Genomic DNA, 24,163 nt, shown 5'->3' with positions numbered 1-24,163 from the left:
CTACGGGGTCAGGACGACCTTGCCGCTGACGGTTCCGGACTCGGCCAGCCGCATCGCGTCGGCGACGCGGGTGAGGGGCAGCCGGGCGGCGATCCGCGGGGTGATGTCGCCGCGCTGGAGGGCGGCGAAGACCTCGGTGAGGTCGGCGTGCAGCCGGGCCCGGAAGCGGCTCTTGGAGAGGGCCCGCCCGGCCCAGGCGTTGAAGAAGTAGGCGTGCCGGCCGTTGGGCAGGGCGTTCCACGTCCAGACCCGTCCGAGCAGCTTGAAGACGGGCCACTGCTTGGAGCCCCGGTCGTCGCGGGTGGAGGCGGTGCCGTAGGAGACGAGCGTGCCGCCCGGCGCGAGCAGGCGCCAGGAGTCGACGACGCCGCGCCCGCCGACGTGGTCGAAGACGGCGTCCACCCCGCCGGGGGCGAGTTCGCGGACCCGCGCGGCGACGTCCTCGGTGCGGTAGTCGATGGGCGTGACACCGAAGGCGCGCAGGGAGTCGTGGTGGCGGGCCGACGAGGTCCCGATGACGTTGACGCCGGCCACGCGGGCGAGTTGGACGAGGACCGAGCCGACGCCGCCGCTGGCGCCGTGCACGAGGACGGTCTGGCCGGCGCGGACGCGCGCCTTGCGGTGCAGCATCTGCCAGGCGGTGAGCCCGTTGAGCACGAGGGTCTCCGCCTCCGCCGCGCCGACCCCGGCGGGGACCGGCACGAGGTCGGCGGCGTCCACGAGCACGTGGCTCGCCCAGCCGCCGACCTTGACCATCGCGGCGACCCGCGTCCCGACCAGGCCGGGCCCGGCGCCCGCGCCGGTGGCCAGCACCGTGCCGACGACGTCGTAGCCGGGCACGAACGGGAACGCCGGCTGGTCGAAGTAGCGGCCCCGGCGCATCTGCTGCTCGGCGTAGGAGACGCCGGTCGCCTCCATGCGGATGAGCGCCTGGCCCGGCCCGGGGGTCGGGACGTCCGCGTGCCGGATCTCCAGCCCCTCCGGCTCGACCTTGCCCGGCAGGACGATCTCGACGTGCTCTCCGGTGTGCATCCCGGCCTCCCTTGCGATGACTCCTTCTTGCGTTCGTTAGAAGTTATAACGCAACATCGCCGGGAGTGTCAATCACGTTCGCGAGAACCTCTAACTAGAGGCCGGTCCGGGCCGCGAGCGCCTCCAGCAGTTCGACCTGGCGCTCGGGCGAGACGTCCAGGAGGGTGGTCACGACGTGCATCTCGTCGGCTCCGGCGTCGGCGGCGCGGTCGAGGTCGGCCAGCACGGCGTCGGTGAAGTCGGCGTCCGCCGGGTCGGTGCCCGGTGGCGTGGGGAACGCGCTCAGCATGACGGTGCCGGTGCCGCCGGCCTCGCGGTACCAGCGGATCTGCCGGCGGGCGGCGTCCCAGTCCACCGCGACGAGGACGAAGCCGTCCCCGATGCGGGCCGCCCGCTCGATCGTCGGACGGGTGATCGCCCCGAACAGCAGGGGGATCCGCCCGTGCGGCTTGGGCCCGACCTTGGACGCCGGGATCGTGTAGTGCTCGCCGTGGAACTCGACGGGGTCGGGGGCCCAGCAGGCGCGCATCGCGGCGACGTGCTCGGCGAACCCGGCGCCCCGGCGCGCGACCGGGACGCCCGCCGCCGTGAACTCCTCGGGGATGTAGTACGGGGGGAGCCGGGTGCCGCCGCCCTGCCCGATCCCGACGTCCAGCCGCCCGTGCGAGAGCCGGTCGAGGGTGGCGAGCTTACGGGCCAGCACGACCGGCGGCTGGAAGATCGTGTTCAGGATGCCGGTGCACAGCCGGATCCGCCGGGTGTGCGCGGCGGCCCAGGTCAGCACCTCCAGGGAGTCCCAGCAGGGGTCCTCGGGCAGGCCCGCGTCGTTGGTCCAGTGCGGTCCGACGGGGATCAGCAGCCGCTCGCTGACCGACAGGCTGTGGAAGCCGAGCCGCTCGGCCGCGACCGCCAGGGTCGCGATGCCCTCCGGACCGGCGTACCGGCCGAAGTGCTGGAGCGTCACACCGATGCGCGGCAGATCCATACATGTCCTCCAATATGGTGAACGCCCAGGTGGGGGCGCCGTTCGGAGGTAGGTCGGAGCGGCGACCGGATTCTTGCGGTTCGTGCCGCCCGGGATGTCAAAACCGGGAATCCGGCTCCGACTCACCTGTGAGCCGCGCCCACCGGGCGCGCCGGACAAGGAGGAGACGACGTGCAGTTCTTGCTGCTCATGCATGTGAACCCCGCGGTCTGGGACGCGCTGACCGAGTTCGAGCGCAAGGAGGTGATGAGCGGTCACGCGCCGTTCGTCGAGAAGATCAAGGCGTCCGGCGAGATGATCAGCACGGTCGTGCTGGCCGACCCGTCCGAGAGCGCGGTGGCCCGGACCCGGGGCGGCGTCCCGGTGGTGACCGACGGCCCCTACCTGGAGGCCAAGGAGTTCCTCGGCGGCTACTACCTGGTCGAGTGCGAGAGCAGGGAGCGCGCCCTGGAGCTGGCCGGAATGATCCCCGACGCCCGGGTCGAGGGGCTCGGGATCGAGGTGCGCCCGGTGATCTACCAGGACGCGCCGGGAAGCTGAGCCGCGGCGCGATGAAGTTCGTCGTGAACCTCTATCTGAGCCCGGAGGCCGCCCCCGGGCCCGGGAGCGGCCGCGAGGAGTTCCTGGCCGTGGCGCGCGAGGCCGGGGAGCTGATCGGCGGGCATGTGCTCGCCGACCCGTCCGTCAGCGTCGTCGTGCGGGCGCGGGCCGGGGCGGCGGAGGTGTCCGAGGGGCCCTACCTGCGGGCCGCCGAGCCGCTGACGGGCCAGTACCTGCTGGACTGCCCGAGCCTGGACCGCGCCGTCGAGCTGGCCGCCCTGTCGGCGGCCGGCTGGCCCGGGGGCGTCGAGGTGTGGCCGCTGATGGACGCGGGCGGGATGGAGATGTGACCGCGCCCGACCGGTTCGGGGACCTGCTGCGCGAGCTGGCGCCGCAGGTCCTCGGCGTGCTGCTGCGCCGGTACGGCGGGTTCGAGGAGTGCGAGGAGGCCGTCCAGGACGCGCTGCTCGCCGCCGCGACGCGGTGGCCGGCGGACGGGATGCCCGAGAGCCCGCGGTCGTGGCTGGTCACCGTCGCGTCCCGCCGCCTGGTGGACCAGGTGCGCAGCGAGCAGGCGCGCCGCCGCCGGGAGGCCGCGGCGGCGGCGCGGGAGGTTCCGGACGCCGATGTCGCCGCCGCGCCCGGCGAGGAGAACCCGGGCGACCGCGACGACACGCTCACGCTGCTGTTCCTGTGCTGCCATCCCGCGCTGACGCCCGCCTCGCAGGTGGCGCTGACGCTGCGCGCGGTCGGCGGCCTCACCACCGCCGAGATCGCGCAGGCGTTCCTGGTGCCCGAGGCCACGATGGCGCCGCGGATCAGCCGCGCCAAGCGGCGGATCAAGGCGTCGGGCGCGCCGTTCGCGCGGCCGGACGCGCGGGAGTGGACCGAGCGGCTCGGCGCCGTCCTGCACGTCCTCTACCTGATCTTCAACGAGGGCTATGCCGCCAGTTCCGGGCCCGACCTGCACCGCCGCGAGCTGACCGCCGAGGCGATCCGGCTGACCCGCGCGGTGCACCGGGCGCTGCCCGGCGACGGTGAGGTCGCCGGGCTGCTGGCGCTGATGCTGCTCACCGACGCGCGCCGTGCCGCCCGCGTCGGCCCGGACGGCACGTTCGTGCCGCTGGCCGAGCAGGACCGCGCCCGGTGGGACTCCGCCGCCATCGACGAGGGCACCGCGCTGGTCTCCCAGGCGATGGCGACCTCGCCTCTCGGCCCCTACCAGCTCCAGGCGGCGGTCGCCGCGCTGCACGACCGCGCGCCGCGGGTCGAGGACACCGACTGGGAGCAGATCCGCGTGCTGTACGGGATCCTCGGACGGATCGCGCCGAACCCGATGGTCACCCTCAACCACGCCGTCGCGGTCGCGATGACCCGGGGTCCCCGTGCGGGCCTCGACCTGCTGGAGCCGCTGGACGACGACCCGAGGATGGCCCGGCACCATCGCCTGTACGCCGTCCGAGGGCATCTCCAGGAACTGGCGGGCGACGGCGACGCCGCGCGGGAGAACTACTCGCGCGCGGCCCGGCTCACGCTCAGCCTCCCCGAGCAGCGCTACCTGCGGGCGCGCGCGGCTCGCCTGGCGCCGCGTCCCGGCTAGCCCGGGCCGGAGGTGTCGATCAGGCGCGGCCTTCCGGCGCCGAACGACAGGGCCGTCTGGACGACGCAGATCGCGATGAGCATCGAGATCGGCGTGGTCCAGGAGCCGGTGGCGTCGCGCAGGACGCCGACGGTGAACGGGCCGAGGGCGGCGAGGAGGTAGCCGACGCTCTGCGCCATCGCCGAGAGGGCGGCCGTGTCCGTCGCGGTGCGGGTGCGCATGCTGAACAGCGCCAGCGTCAGCGGGAACACCCCGCCGCCGATGCCGATGAGCACCGCCCAGAGCCAGGGGACCGACCCCGGATACAGCAGGAGGCCGGCCAGCCCGACGATCTGCGCGGCGGTCATCCCCGCGCCGAGCGCCCCCTGCCGCCGCAGCCGCGCCGCCAGGATCGGGACGGCGAAGTACACCGGGACGCCGACCAGGAGCGCGACGGCCAGGAGCGTCCCGGCCTCCCCTGGCGCGTATCCCGCGTCGGTGTAGACGGTCGGCAGCCAGGCCATCACGACGAACGCGAGCACGGACTGCGTCGCGAACAGCAGCGTGACCGCCCAGGCGACCGGGCTGCGCGCCATGCCCGCCATGCCCGCCGCGCCCGCCCCGGCCCGCGCGGGCGGCGGCGTCCGCCGGACGCGGGGCAGCCAGAGCAGCAGGGTCGCGGCGGCGAGCGCGGCCCAGGCCGCGAGCCCGCCCCGCCAGCCGCCGAGCACGTCGCCGAGCGGCACGGTCGCCGCGGCGCCGATCGCGGCCCCGCCCGACATCGCCGCGCTGTAGGCGCCGGTCACCTCGCCGATCCGGCCCGGGAACTCGATCTTGACGATCACCGGGAGCAGCACGTTGCCCGCGGCGATGCCCGCGCAGGCGACGAACGTCCCGGTGAGGAGCGTGGCCTCGCCGCCCGCGACGCGGACCAGCAGCCCGACCAGCAGCAGGCCGAGGGCCAGCCCGAGCCCGGCCGTCGCGCCCACCCGCCGGATGAGCCGGGGCGTCACCAGCGCGATGCCCCCGAAGCACACGACGGGCAGGGTCGCGGCGGTGGACGCGGCGAGCGTGGACATCCCGAGGTCGCCCCGCGCCTCGTCCAGCACCGCGCCGAGGCTCGTCACCGCGACGCGCAGGTTCACGGCGACGAGCACGACGGCGACCAGCACGAGCGCCGGGCGGCCCGGCGCGCCGCGCGCACGCGCCTCCCCCGCGGCCTCGGCGCCGGACGGGTCCCCGGCGGCCTCCAGCGGAGGACGGTTCGTGGTCACCTCGCCGCTCCGAGGCGACCGCGGGCCGGGGTCCTCACGCGTCCCGCGCCGTCCGCGCGCCCGCCGCGACCAGCGTGCGCACCGCGCCGACGGCGGTCGCGTAGAGCGGCTCGGCGGGCGGGGCGGCGCCGGTGTCGATGGCCTCCCGGCTCCACATCAGCACGACGCCGCCCATCCGGACGTCGAGCACGCTGCCGACGACGAGCGCGGCCGCGGTCTCCATCTCCGAGCAGATCGCCCCGCCCCGGCGCCAGGTCTCGAAGCGCTCGGTGAGCGCGGCCGCCATCGGCATGCGGGCCGGTTCCGTCTCGCCGTAGTAGGAGTCCTTGGTGTGGGCGAGCCCGCACCGGTAGGTCGCCCCGGCGCGGTTCGCGGCGTCCTGGAGGGCGAGCACGACCTCGATCGACGCGATCGCCGGGAACTCGACCGGCATGTACTGGCGGGTGGTGCCCTCGTCGCGGATCGCCCCCGTGAGGACGGCCAGTTCGCCGTTCCGGGTGTCGGGCCGCATCGAGCCGGACACCCCGACCCGGATCATCGTGTCGACCCCGAGCGCGGCCAGTTCCTCGACCGCGAGCGCCGTGGACGGGCCGCCCACGCCGGTGGAGGTCACGACGACGGTCTCGCCGTCCACCGTGCCGCGCCAGGTCTCGAACTCGCGGTTGCGGGCGACGAACTCGGGGGCGTCCATCAGCGCGGCGAGCGGCGCGACCTGGTCGGGGTTGCTGGGCAGCAGCGCGTACCGGCCGACGTCGTCTCCGCGTAGGTGCAGGTGGTGCGCGAGTTGGTCGGTGCTCATCCGTTTCCTTTCGTCGTTCAATTGCGGTCAAACAGTGTCATATACCGACCACGTTCGTCACTATTGACATACACCGACATGGCGCTTACGGTTCCGGGAACGGTCCGGTACCCCGGACCTGCGGCGTCGCCTGACGAGGTGGCGCCGCCCGAGGAGCGAGGTCCGGCGAGCGCAGCCGGACGAGGAGGCAACCGTGCGGCACACGCCGGCGATGGAGTCAGCGATCCTGGCGGTCATGAGCGATCACCAGGGGCCGGTGGGGGCGCGCGCCGCCGCCCGGTACCTGCGGGAACGCGGCTTCGACGTCAGCGAGTCGACCGTGAGCCGGCTGCTCACCGACCTGGACGAGCGGGCCCTCACCCGCTCGCTCGGCAAGAAGGGCCGGATCCTCACCGAGGAGGGCGTCCGCGTCGCGGCCAACCAGCAGCTCGACAGCGAGCGCGCCTCCTACTTCGCCGACGCGCTGAACCTGCGCGACGTCCACGACCTGGTCGACCACCTGGCCGGACGGCGCGGGATCGAGCGGGAGGCGGCGCGCGCCGCCGCGCTGCGGGCGCGGCCGGAGGAACTCGCCGACCTGCGCGCGATGGTCGAGACGGGCGGTGAGGCGCGCTGGCGGGAACGGCTCGCCTTCCACAAGACGATCGGCCACGCCTCGCACAACAAGCAGATCCAGGCGATCACCACCTCGCTGTTCGACGACCGGCTCGAACTGCTCGAACGCCTGCTCATGATGATCGGCGTCAAGCAGGACGCGCTGGCCCGCTGGGACCAGGAGCACCGCGACATCGTCGCGAGCATCTCCGACCGGGATGCCGACGGCGCCGAGCGGCTCATGGTCGTGCACCTCGACGGAATGATCCGCGAGACCGAGCAGTTCGCGAACAGCGGAAACGCTCACGTCATTCACACGCTGCTCGCCGAGATCGATCTCGCGTAGCGCGGAACCTCATATCACGCAACTATCACGACGACTCTTTCGGGAGCGCGGACGACCCTTTTCGGGAGCACGCATGACCCATATCAACACGCCGCCTCGAATGGGCCGGCGCTCCTTCCTCCGGATGACCGGCCAGGGCGCCGCGCTCCTGACGGCCGGCTCCGCCGTCCCGTGGCTGTCGGGGTGCGGCACGGGTTCGGCCGACGGCGGCTCGGGCGGCGGCCGGCTGACGGTGAAGCTCGCCTGGATCCCGAACGCCGAGTACGCGGGCATCTTCGTCGGGGCGCAGGACGGCCTCTACGGCAAGCAGGGCCTGAACGTCGACATCCTGCCCGGCGGGCCGAACTCCGCGGTCGTCCCCATGGTCACGACGAACCGGGTGAACATCGGCGTCGAGGCGATCCCGGAGAACGTCGCCACCGCCGTCGCGCGCGGCGCGAAACTGAAGATCGTCGGCGCCGGGCTGCGCAAGAGCCCGGAATCGTGGATCTCGCTCGCCGACCGTCCGGTGAAGCACCCCAAGGACATCGAGGGCAAGAAGCTCGGCATCACGCTGGCGGGAAAGAACACCGCCCTGGTGTTCATGAAGCGCAACGGCGTCGATGTCGGCAAGGTGAAACTCGTGCCGATCCAGTTCGACCCCGCGCCGCTCGCGGCGCGGGAGGTGGACGCGATCTGGGGATTCGCCTCGAACCAGCCCGTCTCGCTGGAACTGCGCGGCATCAAGACGTATGTGATGCCGCTCGCCGACTTCGGGTTCAACCGGATGCAGAGCGTCTTCTTCGTCTCGGAGAAGACGCTGAGCGACCGGGCCGCCCGTGAGCGCGCCCGCAAGTTCATGGCGGGCAGCAGGCAGGGCTGGGAGGCGGCGCTGCGCGACCAGCGGCACGCCACCGACGTGATCATGGAGAAGTACGGCGCCAAGCTCGGCCTGAAGCCGAACGAGCAGGCCAAGTCGCTCGCCGCCATCGCGCCCTATGTGGGCGCCGGCGGCGGATCGAAGGCGAGCGCCGCCCCTGGAAGCGAGGGGTTGTTCTGGATGTCCGACGCGCTCATCGAAGAGACGATCACGAGCCTGACCAGCATCGGCATCAAGCTCGACCGGTCGCTGTTCACCAACGAACTGCTCGGGGGCTGAGCGCGCCATGACAAAGCAGACACCGGCGAAGCAGACACAGGCAGATCAGACACAGGCGGATCAGACGGGCGCTTCCGAGAAGGCGGCGACGCGGACCGTGCCAGCCGCCGACGGGATCCACACGAGCGGGCTGCGGAAGGTCTTCGACGCCAAGGGGACGTCGGTCGAGGCGCTGCGCGAGTTCACCTTCGACTCCCGCCGGGGCGAGTTCGTCGGGCTGCTCGGCCCGTCGGGCTGCGGGAAGTCCACCGTCCTGCGGACGCTGGCCGACCTGGAGAGCCCCACCGCCGGGACGGTCACCGTCCACGGCCGCACCCCGCGCGAGCTGCGCGAGGGGCACGGCGTCGGGATCGCGTTCCAGGACGCGGGCCTGCTGCCGTGGCGGAGCGTGGAGGCCAACATCCGGCTGCCGCTGGAGGTGGCGGGACGCAAGGACCCCGCGGCCGTCGCCGAGCTGATCCGGCTCGTCGGGCTGAAGGGGTTCGAGAAGGCCCGCCCGTCGCAGCTGTCGGGCGGCATGCGCCAGCGCGTGTCGCTGGCCCGGTCGCTGGTCACCGACCCCGAGCTCCTCCTGCTGGACGAGCCGTTCGGCGCCCTGGACGACCTCACCCGCCAGCGGCTCAACTTCGAGCTGCAGCGGATCTGGGCCGAGCGCGGCACGACCACGGTGCTGGTCACCCACGGCATCGGGGAGGCCGTGCTGCTCTCCGACACGGTCGTGCTGATGTCGCCGCGTCCTGGAACGATCCTGGACGTCGTCAAGGTCGACCTCCCCCGGCCGCGCACGCCCGAGATCCTCCACGACGCGGCGTTCCACGCGATCTGCGACGAGCTGTCGGAGAAGCTGTTCAGCGGCAGCGGGCGGGCGGCCCGGTGACCGCCACCGCCCGGCCCTTCGCCCGGCCGCTCGCCGCGCGCCTGCGCGACCTCGTCCCGCCGCTGCTGACCGTGCTGGTCCTGGCCGTCGCGTGGCAGGTGATGGCGACCGGCGCGTTCGGGTCGCTGGTGCCGAAGCCCGCCGAGGTGCTCGGCCAGATGCGCGACGACGCCGACTACTACGGCCCGAACGTGTCGGTCACGATGGCCTCGGCGCTCCAGGGGTACCTGTGGGGCAACGGCATCGCGATCGCGCTGGCGCTGTGCACGCTGCCGTTCCCCCGCGTCCAGGCGCTGTTCGAGCGGGTCGCGGTCGGCGCGATCGCGCTGCCGCTCATCGCCGTCGCGCCGCTGCTGGCGATCGCCTTCCGGGGCAGCATGCCGAGCGTGATCCTCGCCGCGCAGGCGGTCGTGTTCACCACGCTGGTCGCCGCGATCCTCGGCCTCACCGGCGTGGACCGCACCTCGGTCGACGTGGTGCGCGCCTCCGGCGGCTCGGAGTGGACGGTGATCCGCCGGGTGCGGCTGCCCGCCGCGATCCCGAGCCTGGTCGCGGGACTACAGGTCGCCGCGCCCGGCGCCATCCTCGGCGCGATCATCGGGGAGTACATGGGCGGCTCGGAGGGCCTCGGCGTCGCGATGGTGCAGGCGCAGGGCGCGTTCGACATCCCCCGCGCCTGGGGCCTCGCGATCGTGACCTCGCTGCTGGCCGCCGCGGCGTTCCTGGCGCTGCCGCTGGTCGTGCGGACGGCGCTGCCGTGGACGCGCTCGATGGACACCGTCCTCGGCGCGCGGGCCGCCCGGCTCGGCCGCCGCGACACCCGCCCGCTCGCCCGCGTCCGGCGCGCCGTGCTCTCGGTGGCCGCGACGGTCGGCGGCGTCGTGCTGGGCTGGTGGCTGCTCGTCCTCGTCGTGCCCGGCGGGAGCGCGGTGGCCCGGGGCCCGTGGGAGGTCGGGCGCTACTTCCTGAACGGCGACACCCAGCTCGTGACCGCGTCCGGCGAGGCGGAGGACCCGCTGCCGTACATGCTGTCGTCGCTGCTGCGCACCATCGGGGACGCCGGGGTCGGCTTCCTCGTGGGGCTCGTCCTCGCGGTGGCGATGGCCGTGGTCGCGCACGAGTTCCCGGTGATCGAGCGGGTGCTGATGCCGATCTCGATCGCGCTGCGCTCGATCCCGATCGTGGCCGCGATGCCGCTGCTGGCGCTGATGTTCGGACGCGGGATCGCGGCCGTCACCGTCCTGATCGCGGTGATGACGTTCTTCCCGATCCTCGTCAACGTCCTGCTGGCGATGCGGGCCGTCCCCCGCAGCGCGGGCGACCTGCTCAACGCCGTCGGGGCGAAGCGCAGGCACCACATCACCAAACTGCTCATCCCCTACGCGCTGCCCGCGCTGCTGGCCTCGGTCAAGATCGCGCTGCCGCTGTCCATCGGCGCGGCGATGGTCGCGGAGTGGCTCGCCACCGGCTACGGGCTCGGCGCGTCGATGACGGTCGCCGCGACGCTGTCGGACTACGACTTCGTCTGGGGCGGCGTCGCGATCGTGCTGCTCGCCTCGCTCATGGCCTACCGCCTGGCCGGGGCGCTGGAGGACGCCGCGATCGGCCGCCTCGAATAGGCGATCCAAGGAACACCGCAGGTTCTCCCGGATGGCCGGGAAACACGAGAAGGCAGATCATGTCCAGAATTGTGCTGTCCAACGTCCGCGTGAACGGCGTGGGCGACCCGCAGGCCGTCACGGTCGCGAACGGCAGGATCGTGTCCGTCGGCGCCGCGCCGACCGACCTCGGCCCGGCCGACCGCGTCGAGGACCTCGGCGGGCAGATCGTCCTGCCCGGCTTCGTCGACGGCCACGCCCACGCCGACAAGAGCCTGTGGGGCGAGCCGTGGATCCGGCGGACGTCCGAGCCGATCACGATGGACCAGATGTTCGACGACATGCTCCAGCAGTGGGCGGAGACCACGACGCCCGTCGCGAAGCGGGCGCGGGCCTTCCTCGACAAGTGCGTCGCCTACGGCTCGACGTCGATCAGGACCTTCGTGGACGTGGCGCCGGAGATCGGGCTCGACGGCATCCAGGGCATGTTCCAGGTGCGCGAGGAGATGACCGGCCTCACCGACCTGCAGATCGTGGCGTTCCCGCAGCTCGGCATCCTGCGCAAGCCGGGCACCGCGGAGCTGCTGGAGGAGGCGCTGCGGCTCGGGGCCGACGCGGTCGGCGGGCTGGACCCGGCGGGCGTGGACGGCGACGCCGCGCGCCAGCTCGACATCGTCTTCGGCCTCGCCGAGCGCTACCAGGTGTCGGTGGACTTCCACGCGCACGAGTCCGGCGAGCTCGGCATCTGGCTCATCGAGCGGATCGCCGAGCGGGTCAAGGCGCTCGGCATGCAGGGCAAGGTCAGCCTGTGCGACGTGTTCAGCCTGGCCGAGCCGACGCCCGCGCAGCTCGCGCACCTCGGCTCGGTGCTCGCGGAGGCCGACATCGCGGTCGCCGTCGGCGTCCACGGCCTCCTCCCGGTGCCGGACGTCAAGGCCCTGCACGCGATGGGCGTGCGGATGTGCCTCGGCTCCGACTCCGCCCGGAGCCGCTGGTCGCCGTGGGGCGAGGGCGACATCCTCGCCCGCGCGATGTTCATGGCCTACAAGCGGTACTGGCGCACCGACGACGACCTGGAGTTCGCGCTGAGCATGGGCACGACGCTGGGCCGCGCCGTCCTCGGCGCGCCCCGCTGCGACCTCAAGGAGGGAGACGTCGCCGACCTCGTCGTCCTCCCCGGCGAGGCACTCGGCGAGATCGTCGTGACACCCCCCGAGCGGACCCTGGTGATGAAGGACGGCCGCGTAGTCGCCCGCTCCGGCGCCCTCGTCCCCTGACCGGACGGCCCGACAACGCCAGACGCTCGGCCGGGGATTCCCCGGCCGAGCGTCTCGGAGTGTCAGGGGGCGTCGCGCTCGCCGCAGCGCGGGCACAGGCCCCGCCAGTGATCACAGGGCGTTACGACTTATGACCACCAGGACCTGTGCCCGTTCTTCTGCCGATGCCCCCACCGCACCTATCCGCGCTCGCTCCTGAATTCGGAGACCCGCGTTGCCAGCTGCGGCACTGGCGGTAGCCCGTGCGGGGCTGCGGTTCTGCCGGGCTTTCTGGAATATGTCAGTCGCTCCCGTAGTAGTCGAAGGTGGAGTACTGGGCGGGCGCGCAGCTGATACTGAAGGGCTGGTAGTAGCCGGTCGGCACCAAGATGGGGCCGGAGATCCGCCGTCCGTCGACGCAATTAAGGACCACCTGGAGGCGACCGGACCGCACCAAGCAGTTGAACTGGAGCTCCTGGTACGGGGGACGGCCGAAGTACCGGCAGTTGAAGACGGCGGCGATGCCGGCCCCGGAGCGCGCACTGCTCGCGGTGCCCGAGATGGAGGTGGCGCCCTGGTCCCGGGCACCCGGCGTGACCGTGCCGGTCTGCGCGGCGGATGCCACTGCCGGCGCGGCGAAGAGAGCGGCACTGGCCGCTGCCATGACGACTAACGGCTTGATGGTTGAGGACGCGCTGGGCACGCGCCCAGAGAGCGGACGTCGCATGAAATCTCCTCGGATTGGCGAAGCCATTTCTTTGGCCTTGCGAAAGAGTATGCCAGCGCTCCAGTCGCGGCAGCTATGTAACTTCGCGTGAAATCCGCCCGCTCGACCAAGATCGAGTTATCACCAGCGCCCGACCTACGCGTCCATTGGTCCATTGTTGCCGTGGTGTCCGTTTCAGCCTCGGCGTCGAGTTCTGATTCCCTTCTTGCACTGGGCTGAACGTGCGTGGGCTTCGCCCGCTGCCAGGACTATTGCCGTGCGATGCGCTGGCGGCCGGTCACGCTCCGAGGTCGCCCTGCGGGCGAATCGGGGTCGGTGCGGGAGGCGCGGCGGCTCGTCCGACCGGAGCGGAAGACCGCGAACAGACCTCCGCGTGGTGGGTTCAGCCCCCTTGGCCACTGCGTGGATAGGCGCTCACACGGTTGCACTCTCCGGGGAACCGTGTGAGCCCGCCGTCAGGTGCTTCAGACCCCGCTCATGCCGTCAGGCGGGTGCGGTCCTCCGGAGGGCGAGGGACGGCCCCCCGGGATCCGGCGAGTTCGGGGGCCGCCCGCCGGGCCGGTCGTCCGCTAGCCGGGAGGGGTCGGAGCCCACAGTTGATCGGCGTCACCGGCGGCCAGCCGGCCCCGGTAGACGTCGATCTTGTGGTCGATGAGCGCCAGGTTGCTCTGGATCTCGGCGAGGCGCGCGGTCACCTCGGCGCGGTGGGCCTCCAGGAGCGCGAGCCGCTCCTCCTCGTTGCCGCGCCCGGCGGCGACGAGTTCGGCGTAGCGGCGGATGGACCTGATCGGCATGCCGGTCGCGCGGAGCCGCGTGCAGACGAGGATCCAGTCGAGGTCGAGCCGGTGGTAGCGGCGCCAGCCGCCGGCGGTGCGGTCGAGCGTGGTGACGACCAGGCCCGCGCGCTCGTAGTAGCGCAGGGTGTGGACGCTGACGCCGGTGCGGCGGGCGGCCTCCGCGATGGCGAGCCCCTCCTCGGGGATGTCGGGCTTCCGGTTGACTTCGAGCACGCTCTAAATTCTAGCGTCCGGGGTCATGAACCCACCGACCCCCGGCGGCGCGTCCGACCGCCGCCGGCGCCTCCTCGTCCTCGCGATCTGCTGCGCCGGCATGCTCGTCGTGGTGATGGACATCTCCATCGTCAACGTCGCGCTGCCCTCGATCCGCCGCGACCTGCACGCCTCGGTGACCGGCCTCCAGTGGACGGTCGACGCCTACACGCTGGTGCTGGCCGGATTCCTGCTGCTCGCCGGGTCCACGGCCGACCGGATCGGGCGGCGGCGCGTCTTCCAGGCCGGGCTCGCGGTGTTCGGGCTCGGCTCGCTGCTGTGCGGCCTCGCGCCGGGCATCGGCTGGCTGATCGCGGCACGCGCGCTCCAGGCCGTCGGCGGGACGATGCTCAACCCGGTCGCGATGGCGATCGTCGCCGCGACGTTCCCCGAGCCGGCCGAGCGGGCGCGGGCGATCGGCGTGTTCGGCTCGGTGTCGGGGCTGGCGCTGGCGCTCGGGCCGATCGCCGGCGGCGCGCTGGTCGACGGCCTCGGCTGGCGCTCGGTCTTCTGGGTCAACGTGCCGATCGCGGCCGCCGCGATCGTGTGCTCGGCGCTGTTCGTCCCGGAGTCGCGTGCCGCGCGGGCGCGCCGCTTCGATCCCGTCGGCCAGTTCCTGGTGGTCCTCACGTTGGGCGCCCTCGTCTACGCGATCATCGAGTCGCGGCGGCTGGGCTGGGGCTCGCCGGTGATCCTCGCGCTGCTCGCGGTCGCGGTCCTCGGCGTGCTGGGCCTGCTCGCCTTCGAGCCGCGCCGCGCCGATCCGCTGCTGGAGCTGCGCCTGTTCCGCGGCGTGCCGTTCGGCGCGGCGATCGTGATGGCGCTGTTCGCGCTGTGCGGGTTCAACGCGTTCCTGTTCGTCACCACCCAGTACCTCCAGGACGTGCGGGGCATGTCGGCGCTCGCGACCGGGCTGTGCCTGCTCCCGGTCGGGGCGCTGACGATGGTGCTGTCGCCGCGCAGCGGACGGCTCGTCGGGGCGCGCGGCCCCCGCCTCCCGCTGCTGGTCGCCGGGACCGCGCTCGCGCTCGGCGGCGCCGCCTCGCTGCGGCTCGGCCCGGCCACGCCGATCCCGGCGGTGCTCGGGGTCTCCGTGCTGTTCGGGGTGTTCCTCGGGACGGTCAACCCGCCGATCACCAATACGGCGGTGTCGGGAATGCCGCGCTCGATGGCGGGCGTGGCGGCCTCGCTGTCCTCCACCGGGCGGCAGGTCGGCACGACGCTCGGCGTCGCGATCTCCGGGACGATCGTGGGGTCGTCCGTCGCGGGTGGCGGGGCGTCGTTCACGCATGCGGAGCGCGGGGTGTGGTGGCTGGTTACCGGGCTCGGGGTCGGGCTCGTGGCCCTGTGCCTGCTCAGTACCGGACGCCGCGCCCGGGAGTCCGCCCGGCGCACGGCCGCCTTGTTCGATGAGGTCGAGGGTGGGTCGGCGGCGTCCCCGCGTGTGTTTCATGGTCAGGGCGCCGGGTAGGAGGCGCGCGTCCACGGAGTCGGGTGGGAGGGCGGGGCATGGGCGTTCGCCGCTGGATCGGGTCGTGGCCCGTCTACCGGCAGGCCACCGGGTCCGATCCGCTCGGCCGCGGCGCCGCCGCCAAGAGCGCGGGCAGCGAGCGGCTGACCGCGCGGGTGAGCACCGCCGACCGGGTCGTGAAGTCCGTCTGCCCCTACTGCGCGGTCGGCTGCGGCCAGAACGTGTACGTCCAGGACGGGAAGGTCACCCAGATCGAGGGCGACCCCGACTCCCCGGTGAGCCGGGGGCGGCTGTGCCCGAAGGGCTCGGCGAGCCTCCAGCTGACGACCGGCCCGGCGCGGGAGCGGAAGGTGCTCTACCGGCGCCCGCACGGCACCGAGTGGGAGCCGCTCGACCTCGACGAGGCGATGGACATGATCGCCGACCGGGTGATCGCGGCCCGGCGCGAGGGATGGCAGTGGGAGGACGACGGGGTCCGCGTCCGGCGGACGCTCGGCCTCGCGAGCCTCGGCGGCGCCACCCTCGACAACGAGGAGAACTACCTGATCAAGAAGCTGTTCACCGCGCTCGGCGCGGTGCAGATCGAGAACCAGGCCCGTATTTGACACTCCTCCACCGTTCCCGGTCTGGGAACCTCGTTCGGACGCGGCGGCGCGACCACCTTCCAGCAGGATCTGCGCAACTCCGACTGCATCGTCGTGCAGGGCTCGAACATGGCCGAGTGCCATCCGGTCGGGTTCCAGTGGGTGATGGAGGCGAAGGCGCGCGGCGCCAAGCTGATCCACGTCGACCCCCGGTTCACCCGCACGAGCGCGGTCGCGGACGTCCACGTCCCGCTGCGCGCGGGCAGTGACATCGCGTTCCTCGGCGGGATCATCAACCACGTCCTCAAGAACCAGAAGTACTTCCGCGACTACGTGGTGGCCTACACGAACGCGCCGATGATCCTCTCCGAGGAGTTCCGCGACACCGAGGACCTGGACGGAGTGTTCTCCGGCCTGCACCCGGACTCGCGCAGCTACGACCCGAGCACGTGGCAGTACGCGGGCCTGGAGGTCCAGTCGGCCGCCGGGGAGCGCGACGAGGAGTACGAGGACCGCGTCGAGGCGGTCGCGGAGGCCGGACGCGGCGAGGCGCACGGTTCGGGCGGCGCGGACATCGGCGAGGGCGAGCCGGAGCGCGACCTGACGCTGGAGCATCCGCGCTGCGTGTTCCAGGTGCTGAAGCGGCACTTCGCCCGCTACACGCCGGAGATGGTGGAGCGGATCTGCGGCGTCCCGCCCGCGCTGTTCCAGCAGGTGTGCGACCTCGTCAGCGAGAACTCCGGGCGCGACCGGACGACCGCGTTCGCCTACGCGGTCGGCTGGACGCAGCACACGGTGGGCGTCCAGTACATCCGGGCGGCGTCGATCCTGCAGACGCTGCTCGGCAACATCGGGCGCCCCGGCGGAGGGATCCTGGCGCTGCGCGGGCACGCGTCCATCCAGGGCTCGACCGACATCCCGACGCTGTTCAACCTGCTGCCCGGGTACATCCCGATGCCGCACGCGCACACCAACGAGAACCTGGACGCGTTCATCGAGGCGGAGGCGGCGCACAAGGGCTTCTGGGGCGACATGCGCTCCTACTTCGTGAGCCTGCTCAAGTCGTACTGGGGCGACGCGGCCACGGCCGACAACGACTTCCGGTTCGACTACCTGCCCCGGCTGACCGGCACCCACAGCACCTACGAGACCGCGATGGCGCAGATCGACGGGGTGTGCAAGGGCTACTTCCTGCTGGGCGAGAACCCGGCGGTCGGGTCGGCCAACGCCAAGATCCAGCGGCTCGGCATGGCGAACCTGGACTGGCTGGTCGTCCGCGACTTCTCGCTGATCGAGTCCGCGACGTGGTGGCAGGACGGCCCCGAGGTAGAGACCGGCGAGACGCGGCCCGAGGACATCGGCACCGAGGTGTTCTTCCTGCCCGCCGCCGCGCACACCGAGAAGGACGGCAGCTTCACCAACACCCAGCGGATGCTCCAGTGGCACAGCCAGGCCGTCGAACCGGCCGGGGACATCCGCAGCGACCTGTGGTTCACCTACCACCTCGGCCGGATCATCCGGGAGAAGCTCGCCGGGTCCGAGGACGAGATGGACCGTCCCCTGCTGGACCTGACCTGGGACTACCCCACGCACGGCGACCTCGCCGAGCCGGACGCCGAGGCCGTGCTCGCCGAGATCAACGGCCGGGACGCGGAGGGGAGGCCGATCTCGGCCTACACCCAGCTGAAGCCCGACGGGTCCACCTCGTGCGGGTGCTGGATCTACGCGGGCGTGTACGCGGACGGCGTCAACCAGGCCGCGCGCCGCAAGCCCGGCCGCGACCAGAGCTGGGTGGCGCCCGAGTGGGGCTGGGCGTGGCCCGCGAACCGGCGCGTCCTGTACAACCGCGCGTCCGCCGACCCCGACGGCAGACCGTGGAGCGAACGCAAGGCGCTCATCTGGTGGGACGCCGAGCAGGGCAGGTGGACGGGCCACGACGTGCCCGACTTCGTCGCCGACCGCCCGCCCGACTACCGGCCGCCGCCGGGCGCGCGGGGGCCGGACGCCCTCGCCGGCGACGACCCGTTCATCATGCAGGCCGACGGCAAGGCGTGGCTGCACGTCCCGGCGGGCCTCGTGGACGGGCCGCTCCCCGCGCACTACGAGCCGCAGGAGTCGCCGTTCACGAACCCGCTGTACGGGCAGCAGCGCAACCCCGTCCGGCACCTGCTGAAACCGCATCCCGACGACCGGTCGGCGCCGAGCGGCGCCGACCCCGGCTCGGAGGTGTTCCCGTACGTGGCGACGACCTACCGGCTGACCGAGCACCACACGGCGGGCGGCATGTCGCGCTGGCAGCCCTACCTGGCCGAGCTGCAACCGGAGTTCTTCTGCGAGGTCTCGCCCGGGCTGGCGGACGAGCGGGGCCTGGAGCACGGCGGCTGGGCCACGATCGTGTCGGCGCGCGGCGTGATCGAGGCGCGGGTCATGGTCACCGCGCGGATGGCGCCGCTCACCGTGGACGGCCGGACGCTGCACCAGGTCGGCCTGCCCTACCACTGGGGGCCGAACGGCCTCAGCACCGGCGACGCCGCCAACGAGCTGCTGCACCTCGTCCTGGACCCGAACACCCACATCCAGGAGGCGAAGGCGCTCGCCTGCGACATCCGGCCGGGGCGCCGCCCGCGCGGGCCGGACGCCCTCGCGCTCCTGCGCGCCTACCGCGAGCGCGCCGGGATCACCGACCGGACCGGCACGCGGATGTGACCCGGGCGCGGGTCAGCGGACCACGAGTCGGCGGACCACGAATCAGCGGACCACGATGGCGTGCTCACCGGCGGGCACCAGCTCGCCGATGACGGGCGCGCCGGGGATCTCGCCCGCGACGAGCAGGCCGCCGGAGGTCTGGGCGTCGGCGAGCAGCAGCCGCGTGACCTCGTCGGCCGCGCCGAAGTCGGTGTGCGGGGCGACCCAGTCGAGGTTGCGGCGGGTGCCGCCGCTGACGTAGCCCGCGCGGGCGGACTCGCGCGCCCCGTGCAGGTAGGGGACGGCGGCGGAGTCGAGCACGGCGGTCACCCCGGACGCGCGGGCCAGCTTGTACAGGTGCCCGAGCAGCCCGAACCCGGTGACGTCGGTGGCGCAGACGGCGCCCGCGTCGAGCGCGGCCGCGCAGGCGGCCCGGTTCAGCTCGGCCATCGTCTCCACGGCGTGCTCGAACACCTCGCCGGTCGCCTTGTGGCGGTTGTTCAGGACGCCGACGCCGAGCGGCTTGGTCAGCGTCAGCGGCATCCCCGGCCGGCCCCGGTCGTTGCGGAGCAGCAGGTCGGGGTCGGCGACGCCGGTCACCGCCATCCCGTACTTCGGCTCGACGTCGTCCACGCTGTGGCCGCCGCCGACCAGGCAGCCCGCCTCGGTCGCGACGTGCAGGCCGCCGCGCAGCACCTCGCGGGCCAGCTCGAAGGGGAGCGTGTCGCGCGGCCAGGCGAGCAGGTTCACCGCGACGAGCGGGCGGCCGCCGACCGCGTACACGTCGGAGAGCGCGTTGGCGGCGGCGATCCGCCCCCAGTCGTAGGGGTCGTCGACGACGGGGGTGAAGAAGTCGGCGGTGGCGACGGCGGCGAGGCCGTCCGCGGCGCCCGGCAGCCGGACCACGGCCGCGTCGTCGCCGGTGTCGAACCCGATCAGCAGCTCCGCCCGGGGGGCGGGGGAGGCGAGCGCGGCGAGGCGGCCCACGACCTCCTCCAGCTCGCCCGGCGGGATCTTGGAGGCGCAGCCCCCGCCGCTCGCGTAGCCGGTGAGCCGCTGATGGTCGATCGTCGTCATGGTGTCCTTTCGGGGTGAACGCGGCAACGCCGCCGGAGGTCGTCCACCCGTACGGTGTACCCGCGCGCGTCGAGATGCTCCATGAGCGGGACGGCGACGCGACGAGTGGTACCCAGCGTGCGCCGAGCGTCACTGACCGTGAAGGGCCGGCCCAGTCCCGCGAGGATCCCGGCGGCCCGCTCGTCCGCGCCCGGCAGCAGCACGATCCCGTCGGCGATCCGCAGCAGCGCGCCCGCCGCTGCCGCCGCCGCGAGCAGCTTCGGGGTGAGACCGAGGTCGGCGAGCCGGCCCGCGTCGGGCGCGCGGAACGGGTCGTCCGCGAGGTCGCGCCGGACGGCGTCCACCGCCGCCTGGACGGGCGGCGGCAGCGCGGGCGCGGTGGCGCTGCCGTAGATCCGGCCGCCGCGCGTCCGCAGCGCGGCCCGTGCGGCCAGCGCCTCGACGAGGGCGCGGTCGGGCAGGCCGAGCGCGTGGCGGGCGGCGTCGGCGGGCATCCCAGGGTCGGTCGGGTGGCGGGCCGCGTGCTCCTCGACGACCGCGGCGAGCCGGTCGCCGAGCGCGGCCCAGTGGCCGGGGTCGGCGAGCCAGTCCCCCGCGACCGGCTCCGACGGCGCCGGGACGCCCATCGCGACCAGGTCGGGGCGGCGGACCAGGCCGCGGCGGCGCAGCTCGTCCGCCCCGTCGGGGACGCCGGTCATGGCCGCCAGCTCGCGCGCCCGCGCCGCCGCCGCGCCGCGCCGCGCGAACCGGCCCGGCCGGACGTCCAGCACCGTGACGCCCGCCGGGACGCGGTGCCGCCCCGGGTCGCGCAGCAACGCGGCGTCGCCGACGCGCAGAGGCAGCGGCCGGGCGAGCGTCAGCCGCGCCGTGTCGCCGCCGAGCGGGCGGACGCGCACCGGCACGGCCGCCGTCCCCACGTGCAGCGTCAGCTCCCTCGGCAGGTCGGGGGACGCGTCGCCGCGCAGCCGGACGTCGATCACGTCGGCGGTGAGCCAGCGCTCCGGCGCCAGGAGCGCGTCGCCGCGCCGCAGCCCGTCGGCGCCGCCGTGCAGGTTGACGGCGACGCGGGCGACGCCGCCGACCTCGTCCCGGTCGCGTTTGAGGCTTTGCAGGCCCCGCACGCGGTAGCGGCCGCCGCCGGTCGCGGACGCGAGGCGGTCGCCGACGCGGATCGTTCCGGCGCCGAGCGTGCCGGTCACGACCGTGCCCCGGCCCTGGACGGTGAACACCCGGTCCACCCAGAGGCGCACGTCCGCGCCGGCGTCGGGCGGGGGCAGCGCGCCGGTCAGCCGGTGGAGGGCGGCGCGCAGGCCGTCCATGCCGTGGCCGGTGACGCCGCTGACCGCCGCGTCCTCGACCTCGCCGAGGGATGTGGCGGCGATCCGGGACAGCGCGTCGTCGCGGACGCGGGCGGCGGCGCCCGGTTCGGCGAGGTCCGCGCGCGAGACGACGAGCAGCCCGTGCCGCACGCCGAGCGCGTCCAGCACCTCCAGGTGCTCGGTGGACTGCCGCTGCCAGCCCTGGTCGGCGGCGACCACGAACATCACCGCCGGGACGGGCCCGACGCCCGCGAGCATCGTGGTGACGAGCCGCTCGTGCCCCGGCACGTCCACGAACGCGAGCGGCGCACCGGCGAGTTCGGTCCAGGCGAAGCCCAGCTCGATCGTCAGGCCGCGGCGCCGCTCCTCCTCCAGCCGGTCGGGCTCCATCCCGGTGAGCGCCCTGACCAGCGTCGACTTGCCGTGGTCGACGTGGCCGGCGGTGGCGACGACATGCATTCAGATCCCTTTCCGGGCGCTCACCGCCGCGTGGATGTCGGTGTCCCGCGCTTCGGGGACGGCGCGCAGGTCGAGCAGGCACCGGCCGTCCTCCACCCGTCCCATGACCGCCGGGTCGCCCCGGCGGAGCCGCGCCGCGTAGGGCTCCGGCAGCGACACCGCCGCGCTCGGCAGCACGACGCCCGGCGCGCCGCCGCCGCCGACGGCGGCCTCGCTGGCCACGGCGCGCGCGTCCACGCCCTCGTCGCGGAGCGCGGCGGCGAGCCGCTCCGCCCGGTCGCGCAGCACGGCGGCGTCGGCGTGCAGGGCCTCGGCGGTGGGCGTGCGCGGGCCCCGGAGCGTCGCCTCCAGCGCCGCAAGCGTCATCTTGTCGACGCGCAGCGCCCGCGCCAGCGGATGCCGCGCCATCCGCCGCACGAGGTCGTCGCGGCCGAGGACGATCCCGCACTGCGGGCCGCCGAGCAGCTTGTCGCCCGAGGCCGTGACGAGGTCGGCGCCCGCCGCGAGCCGTCCGGAGGCGTCGGGCTCGTCCGGCAGCAGCGGGTCGGGGGCGAGCAGCCCGGAGCCGATGTCGACGACGACCGGGACGCCGAGGCCGGTCAGCTCCGCCACCTCGGCCTCGCGCGTGAACCCGGTCATCCGGAAGTTGGACGGGTGGACCTTCAGCACGAAGCCCGTCTCGGCGCCGACCGCCGCCGCGTAGTCCTCGGGCGAGGTGCGGTTGGTGGTGCCGACCTCCCGCAGCCGCGCGCCGGTCGCGGCGAGCAGTTCGGGGATGCGGAAGCCGTCGCCGATCTCCACCAGCTCGCCCCGGCTGACGATGATCTCCCGGCCGGGGGCGAGCGCGGTCGCGGCCAGCACGAGCGCCGCCGCGCCGTTGTTGACGATGTGCGCCGCCCCGGCGGGCGGCACCCGCTCCAGCAGCGCGGCCAGCGCCGACCGGCCGCGCCGCGCCCGCGTCCCGGTCGCCAGGTCGAGTTCGACGTCGGTCGCGCCGGAGGCGAGCAGGACGGCCTCCCGCGCCGCCGCCGACAGCGGCGCCCGCCCGAGGTTGGTGTGCAGCAGGACGCCGGTCGCGTTGACCACGGCCCGCAGCCCCGACGCGGTGCCCGGCAGCGCCGCGACCGCCGCGTCCGCCACGGTGTCCACCGGGATCTCGCCCGCCCGCGCCCGCCGCTGCGCGGTGACCACGGCCGCCTTCACGACGCCGCGGCCGAGCCGGCCGGCCGCGGCGGTGAGGCGCGGGTCGGCGAGCAGCACGTCGGTGCGGGGGATGCGCCGCCGTCCGTCTCCGGGAGTGACCGGTGCCTCACGCTCCATGCCGCCAGCATCGCACGCCCGGACGCGCGGGTTGCGTTCCACCCGGCCCGCTTGTTATGCATGAGTCATGCATGAACGCCTGGCGAACCTGCTCGGGGCCACCGCGCTGGCGGTGACCGACCTCGTGCTCGCCGAGGCCACCGAGGCGGCCGGGGTGAGCGCGAGCGGCGCCGCGGCGCTGATCGTGCTGTCGGCCGCGCCCGGCCTCGGCGTCACCGAACTCGGGCGGCGGGTCGGCCTCACCCAGTCCGCCGCCGCGCGCATGGTGGACGGGCTGGAGGCGGCGGGCCTCGCCGAACGCCGCCGGTCCGGGGGGCGCGCGGTCCACGTCCGCCTCACCCGGCGGGGCGAGGAGGCGGCGGCGCGGATGCTCGGCGCCCGCGCCGCCCCGCTCGCCGGAACGCTCACGGTCCTTGGGGACGACGAGCGCGAGGCGCTGACCGCGCTGCTGTCGAAGCTGCTCACCCGCCTGTACGGGCAGATCGGCGACGCCGATGTCCTGTGCCGCATGTGCGACCGGGCCTGCTGCACCGAGGGCGCCGTCTGCCCCGTCGGCCAGGCCGAACGCGACGCGGCGGAACGGTGACGGGAGCCTGGGCCGCGCTGGGCTCGGCGTTCGCCTACGGCGTCGCCGACGTGGCGGGCGGGCTGCTGTCGCGGCGCGCGGGGTTCGCGGGCGTCGCGCTGCTCGGCCAGCTCGGCGGCCTCGCCTGCGCGCTGGTCGCCGCGCTGCTCGTGCCCGCGCCGGGCGTCACCGCCGCCGACCTCGGCTGGGGCGCGCTCTCCGGCGTCGGGACGGGCTTCGGCATGGTGTTCCTCTACCGGGGGCTCAGCCGGGGGCACATGAGCGTGACGGTGCCGGTCAGCGCGGTCGGCGGGGTGGCGCTGCCGGTCGCCGCCGGGGTGGCCTTCCTCGGCGACCGCCCGACGGCGGCGGCCTGGACGGGGATCGCCGTGGTGCTGCCCGCGCTGTGGCTGGTGTCGCGGTCGGCGCCGGACGGCGAGGGGACCACCCGCCCGGCGGTCGTGAACGGGCTCCTCGCGGGAGCCGGGATCGGCGTGCAGTACCTCGCGCTCGCCCGGACGGGCGCGGACGCCGGGATCTGGCCCGTCGCGATCGGACGGGTCGCCGCGGTCCTCGCGATCGCCCCCGCCGCCTGGCCGGACGTCCGGGGCGCGGAGGACGCGCGGCGGTTCCCGGCGGGCCGGGTCGCGGCCGGTTCGGCGCTGACCGGCGGGATCGCGGCGGCGGCGCTCGTCCTCTACCTGCTGGCCACGCGGCAGCAGCTCGTCGTCGTCGCGGTCGTGCTGTCGTCGCTGTACCCGGTGGTGCCGGTGCTGCTCGGCGTCACCGCCCTGCGCGAGCGCCTCTCGGCCGCGCAGGCGGCCGGCCTCGTCGGCGCGGGTTCCGCCGTCGTCCTGTTGACGCTGCCGGGCCCTTAGCGGCGCACCGG

At 74.1% G+C, this 24,163-nt stretch carries 21 protein-coding genes; 12 read left to right on the top strand and 9 right to left on the bottom strand.

Annotation, left to right across the window (positions count from 1 at the left end):
* Positions 1-1,032: a medium chain dehydrogenase/reductase family protein gene (locus GNZ18_RS20000; RefSeq protein WP_156217983.1), complete on the bottom strand. Its 1,032-nt coding sequence runs from the start codon at positions 1,030-1,032 to the stop codon at positions 1-3.
* Positions 1,033-1,126: 94 nt separating this feature from the next.
* Positions 1,127-2,017, bottom strand: coding sequence for a TIGR03619 family F420-dependent LLM class oxidoreductase (locus GNZ18_RS19995; protein ID WP_156217982.1), 891 nt, complete (start codon positions 2,015-2,017; stop codon positions 1,127-1,129).
* Between the two features lie 171 nt (positions 2,018-2,188).
* Between GNZ18_RS19995 and GNZ18_RS19990 the strand changes: the two genes are divergently transcribed.
* The 3 genes from GNZ18_RS19990 to GNZ18_RS19980 are packed head-to-tail and all read left to right on the top strand — an operon-like array spanning position 2,189 to position 4,157.
* A complete protein-coding gene (locus GNZ18_RS19990; RefSeq protein ID WP_214620532.1) occupies positions 2,189-2,557 on the top strand; it encodes a YciI family protein in 369 nt (122 codons plus the stop codon).
* Positions 2,558-2,568: 11 nt separating this feature from the next.
* Positions 2,569-2,907: a YciI family protein gene (locus GNZ18_RS19985; RefSeq protein WP_156217981.1), complete on the top strand. Its 339-nt coding sequence runs from the start codon at positions 2,569-2,571 to the stop codon at positions 2,905-2,907.
* Positions 2,904-4,157, top strand: a complete 1,254-nt coding sequence (locus GNZ18_RS19980) for a sigma-70 family RNA polymerase sigma factor (protein ID WP_312874632.1) — start codon at positions 2,904-2,906, stop codon at positions 4,155-4,157. Before GNZ18_RS19985 ends, GNZ18_RS19980 begins: the two co-directional genes overlap by 4 nt.
* Here the strand turns inward: GNZ18_RS19980 and GNZ18_RS19975 are convergent.
* Both GNZ18_RS19975 and GNZ18_RS19970 read right to left on the bottom strand, forming a co-directional pair.
* On the bottom strand, positions 4,154-5,410 hold the full coding sequence (locus GNZ18_RS19975; RefSeq protein WP_156217979.1) for an MFS transporter: 1,257 nt from the start codon (positions 5,408-5,410) through the stop codon (positions 4,154-4,156). The genes GNZ18_RS19980 and GNZ18_RS19975 overlap by 4 nt on opposite strands.
* A gap of 34 nt (positions 5,411-5,444) precedes the next feature.
* The gene (locus GNZ18_RS19970; RefSeq protein WP_156217978.1) at positions 5,445-6,209 is read right to left on the bottom strand and encodes a nucleoside phosphorylase; all 765 of its coding nucleotides are present in this window, start codon (positions 6,207-6,209) and stop codon (positions 5,445-5,447) included.
* A 211-nt stretch (positions 6,210-6,420) separates the two neighbouring features.
* Between GNZ18_RS19970 and GNZ18_RS19965 the strand changes: the two genes are divergently transcribed.
* The 5 genes from GNZ18_RS19965 (at position 6,421) to GNZ18_RS19945 (ending at position 12,039) form a co-directional block, all read left to right on the top strand.
* Complete coding sequence (locus GNZ18_RS19965) at positions 6,421-7,149, top strand: FCD domain-containing protein (protein ID WP_281378056.1); 729 nt, start codon at positions 6,421-6,423, stop codon at positions 7,147-7,149.
* Between the two features lie 73 nt (positions 7,150-7,222).
* The gene (locus GNZ18_RS19960) at positions 7,223-8,287 is read left to right on the top strand and encodes an ABC transporter substrate-binding protein (protein WP_156217976.1); all 1,065 of its coding nucleotides are present in this window, start codon (positions 7,223-7,225) and stop codon (positions 8,285-8,287) included.
* A gap of 97 nt (positions 8,288-8,384) precedes the next feature.
* Positions 8,385-9,164, top strand: coding sequence for an ABC transporter ATP-binding protein (locus tag GNZ18_RS19955; protein WP_308166456.1), 780 nt, complete (start codon positions 8,385-8,387; stop codon positions 9,162-9,164).
* Positions 9,161-10,783 carry an ABC transporter permease gene (locus GNZ18_RS19950; protein WP_156217974.1) on the top strand — a complete coding sequence of 541 codons (1,623 nt, stop codon included), beginning with the start codon at positions 9,161-9,163 and terminating at the stop codon, positions 10,781-10,783. Before GNZ18_RS19955 ends, GNZ18_RS19950 begins: the two co-directional genes overlap by 4 nt.
* Positions 10,784-10,842: 59 nt before the next feature.
* Positions 10,843-12,039 carry an amidohydrolase gene (locus tag GNZ18_RS19945; protein ID WP_156217973.1) on the top strand — a complete coding sequence of 399 codons (1,197 nt, stop codon included), beginning with the start codon at positions 10,843-10,845 and terminating at the stop codon, positions 12,037-12,039.
* Positions 12,040-12,319: 280 nt separating this feature from the next.
* Here GNZ18_RS19945 and GNZ18_RS19940 read toward each other — a convergent pair whose 3' ends face one another.
* Positions 12,320-12,643, bottom strand: coding sequence for a hypothetical protein (locus GNZ18_RS19940; RefSeq protein ID WP_173390830.1), 324 nt, complete (start codon positions 12,641-12,643; stop codon positions 12,320-12,322).
* 671 nt (positions 12,644-13,314) lie between these two features.
* A complete protein-coding gene (locus tag GNZ18_RS19935) occupies positions 13,315-13,755 on the bottom strand; it encodes a MerR family transcriptional regulator (protein WP_312874631.1) in 441 nt (146 codons plus the stop codon).
* Positions 13,756-13,780: 25 nt separating this feature from the next.
* On the opposite strand from GNZ18_RS19935, the gene GNZ18_RS19930 reads away from it, so the two are divergent.
* Both GNZ18_RS19930 and fdh read left to right on the top strand, forming a co-directional pair.
* Entirely contained in the window at positions 13,781-15,265 is a 1,485-nt protein-coding gene (locus tag GNZ18_RS19930) for a DHA2 family efflux MFS transporter permease subunit (protein WP_156217971.1), read from the top strand.
* Between the two features lie 38 nt (positions 15,266-15,303).
* Positions 15,304-18,555: a formate dehydrogenase gene (gene fdh, locus GNZ18_RS19920; RefSeq protein ID WP_173390829.1), complete on the top strand. Its 3,252-nt coding sequence runs from the start codon at positions 15,304-15,306 to the stop codon at positions 18,553-18,555.
* A 42-nt stretch (positions 18,556-18,597) separates the two neighbouring features.
* Here fdh and selD read toward each other — a convergent pair whose 3' ends face one another.
* Genes selD through selA form a run of 3 tightly spaced genes read right to left on the bottom strand, consistent with a single transcriptional unit; the run spans position 18,598 to position 22,709 of the window.
* A complete protein-coding gene (gene selD, locus GNZ18_RS19915; RefSeq protein WP_156217968.1) occupies positions 18,598-19,611 on the bottom strand; it encodes a selenide, water dikinase SelD in 1,014 nt (337 codons plus the stop codon).
* Positions 19,608-21,389 carry a selenocysteine-specific translation elongation factor gene (locus GNZ18_RS19910; RefSeq protein WP_156217967.1) on the bottom strand — a complete coding sequence of 594 codons (1,782 nt, stop codon included), beginning with the start codon at positions 21,387-21,389 and terminating at the stop codon, positions 19,608-19,610. Before GNZ18_RS19910 ends, selD begins: the two co-directional genes overlap by 4 nt.
* A complete protein-coding gene (gene selA / locus GNZ18_RS19905) occupies positions 21,390-22,709 on the bottom strand; it encodes an L-seryl-tRNA(Sec) selenium transferase (protein WP_156217966.1) in 1,320 nt (439 codons plus the stop codon).
* 67 nt (positions 22,710-22,776) lie between these two features.
* Here selA and GNZ18_RS19900 point away from each other — a divergent pair, with 67 nt between their 5' ends.
* Both GNZ18_RS19900 and GNZ18_RS19895 read left to right on the top strand, forming a co-directional pair.
* On the top strand, positions 22,777-23,295 hold the full coding sequence (locus GNZ18_RS19900; protein WP_156217965.1) for a MarR family winged helix-turn-helix transcriptional regulator: 519 nt from the start codon (positions 22,777-22,779) through the stop codon (positions 23,293-23,295).
* Positions 23,292-24,152 carry an EamA family transporter gene (locus GNZ18_RS19895; protein WP_216651365.1) on the top strand — a complete coding sequence of 287 codons (861 nt, stop codon included), beginning with the start codon at positions 23,292-23,294 and terminating at the stop codon, positions 24,150-24,152. Before GNZ18_RS19900 ends, GNZ18_RS19895 begins: the two co-directional genes overlap by 4 nt.
* Positions 24,153-24,163 lie beyond the last annotated feature (11 nt).

The sequence above is a fragment of the Actinomadura litoris genome (assembly GCF_009733595.1).
Classification (GTDB): Bacteria; Actinomycetota; Actinomycetes; order Streptosporangiales; family Streptosporangiaceae; genus Spirillospora; species Spirillospora litoris.
The sequence above is the reverse complement of the archived record's forward strand: the minus strand, read 5'-3'. Positions and strand labels throughout refer to the sequence as shown.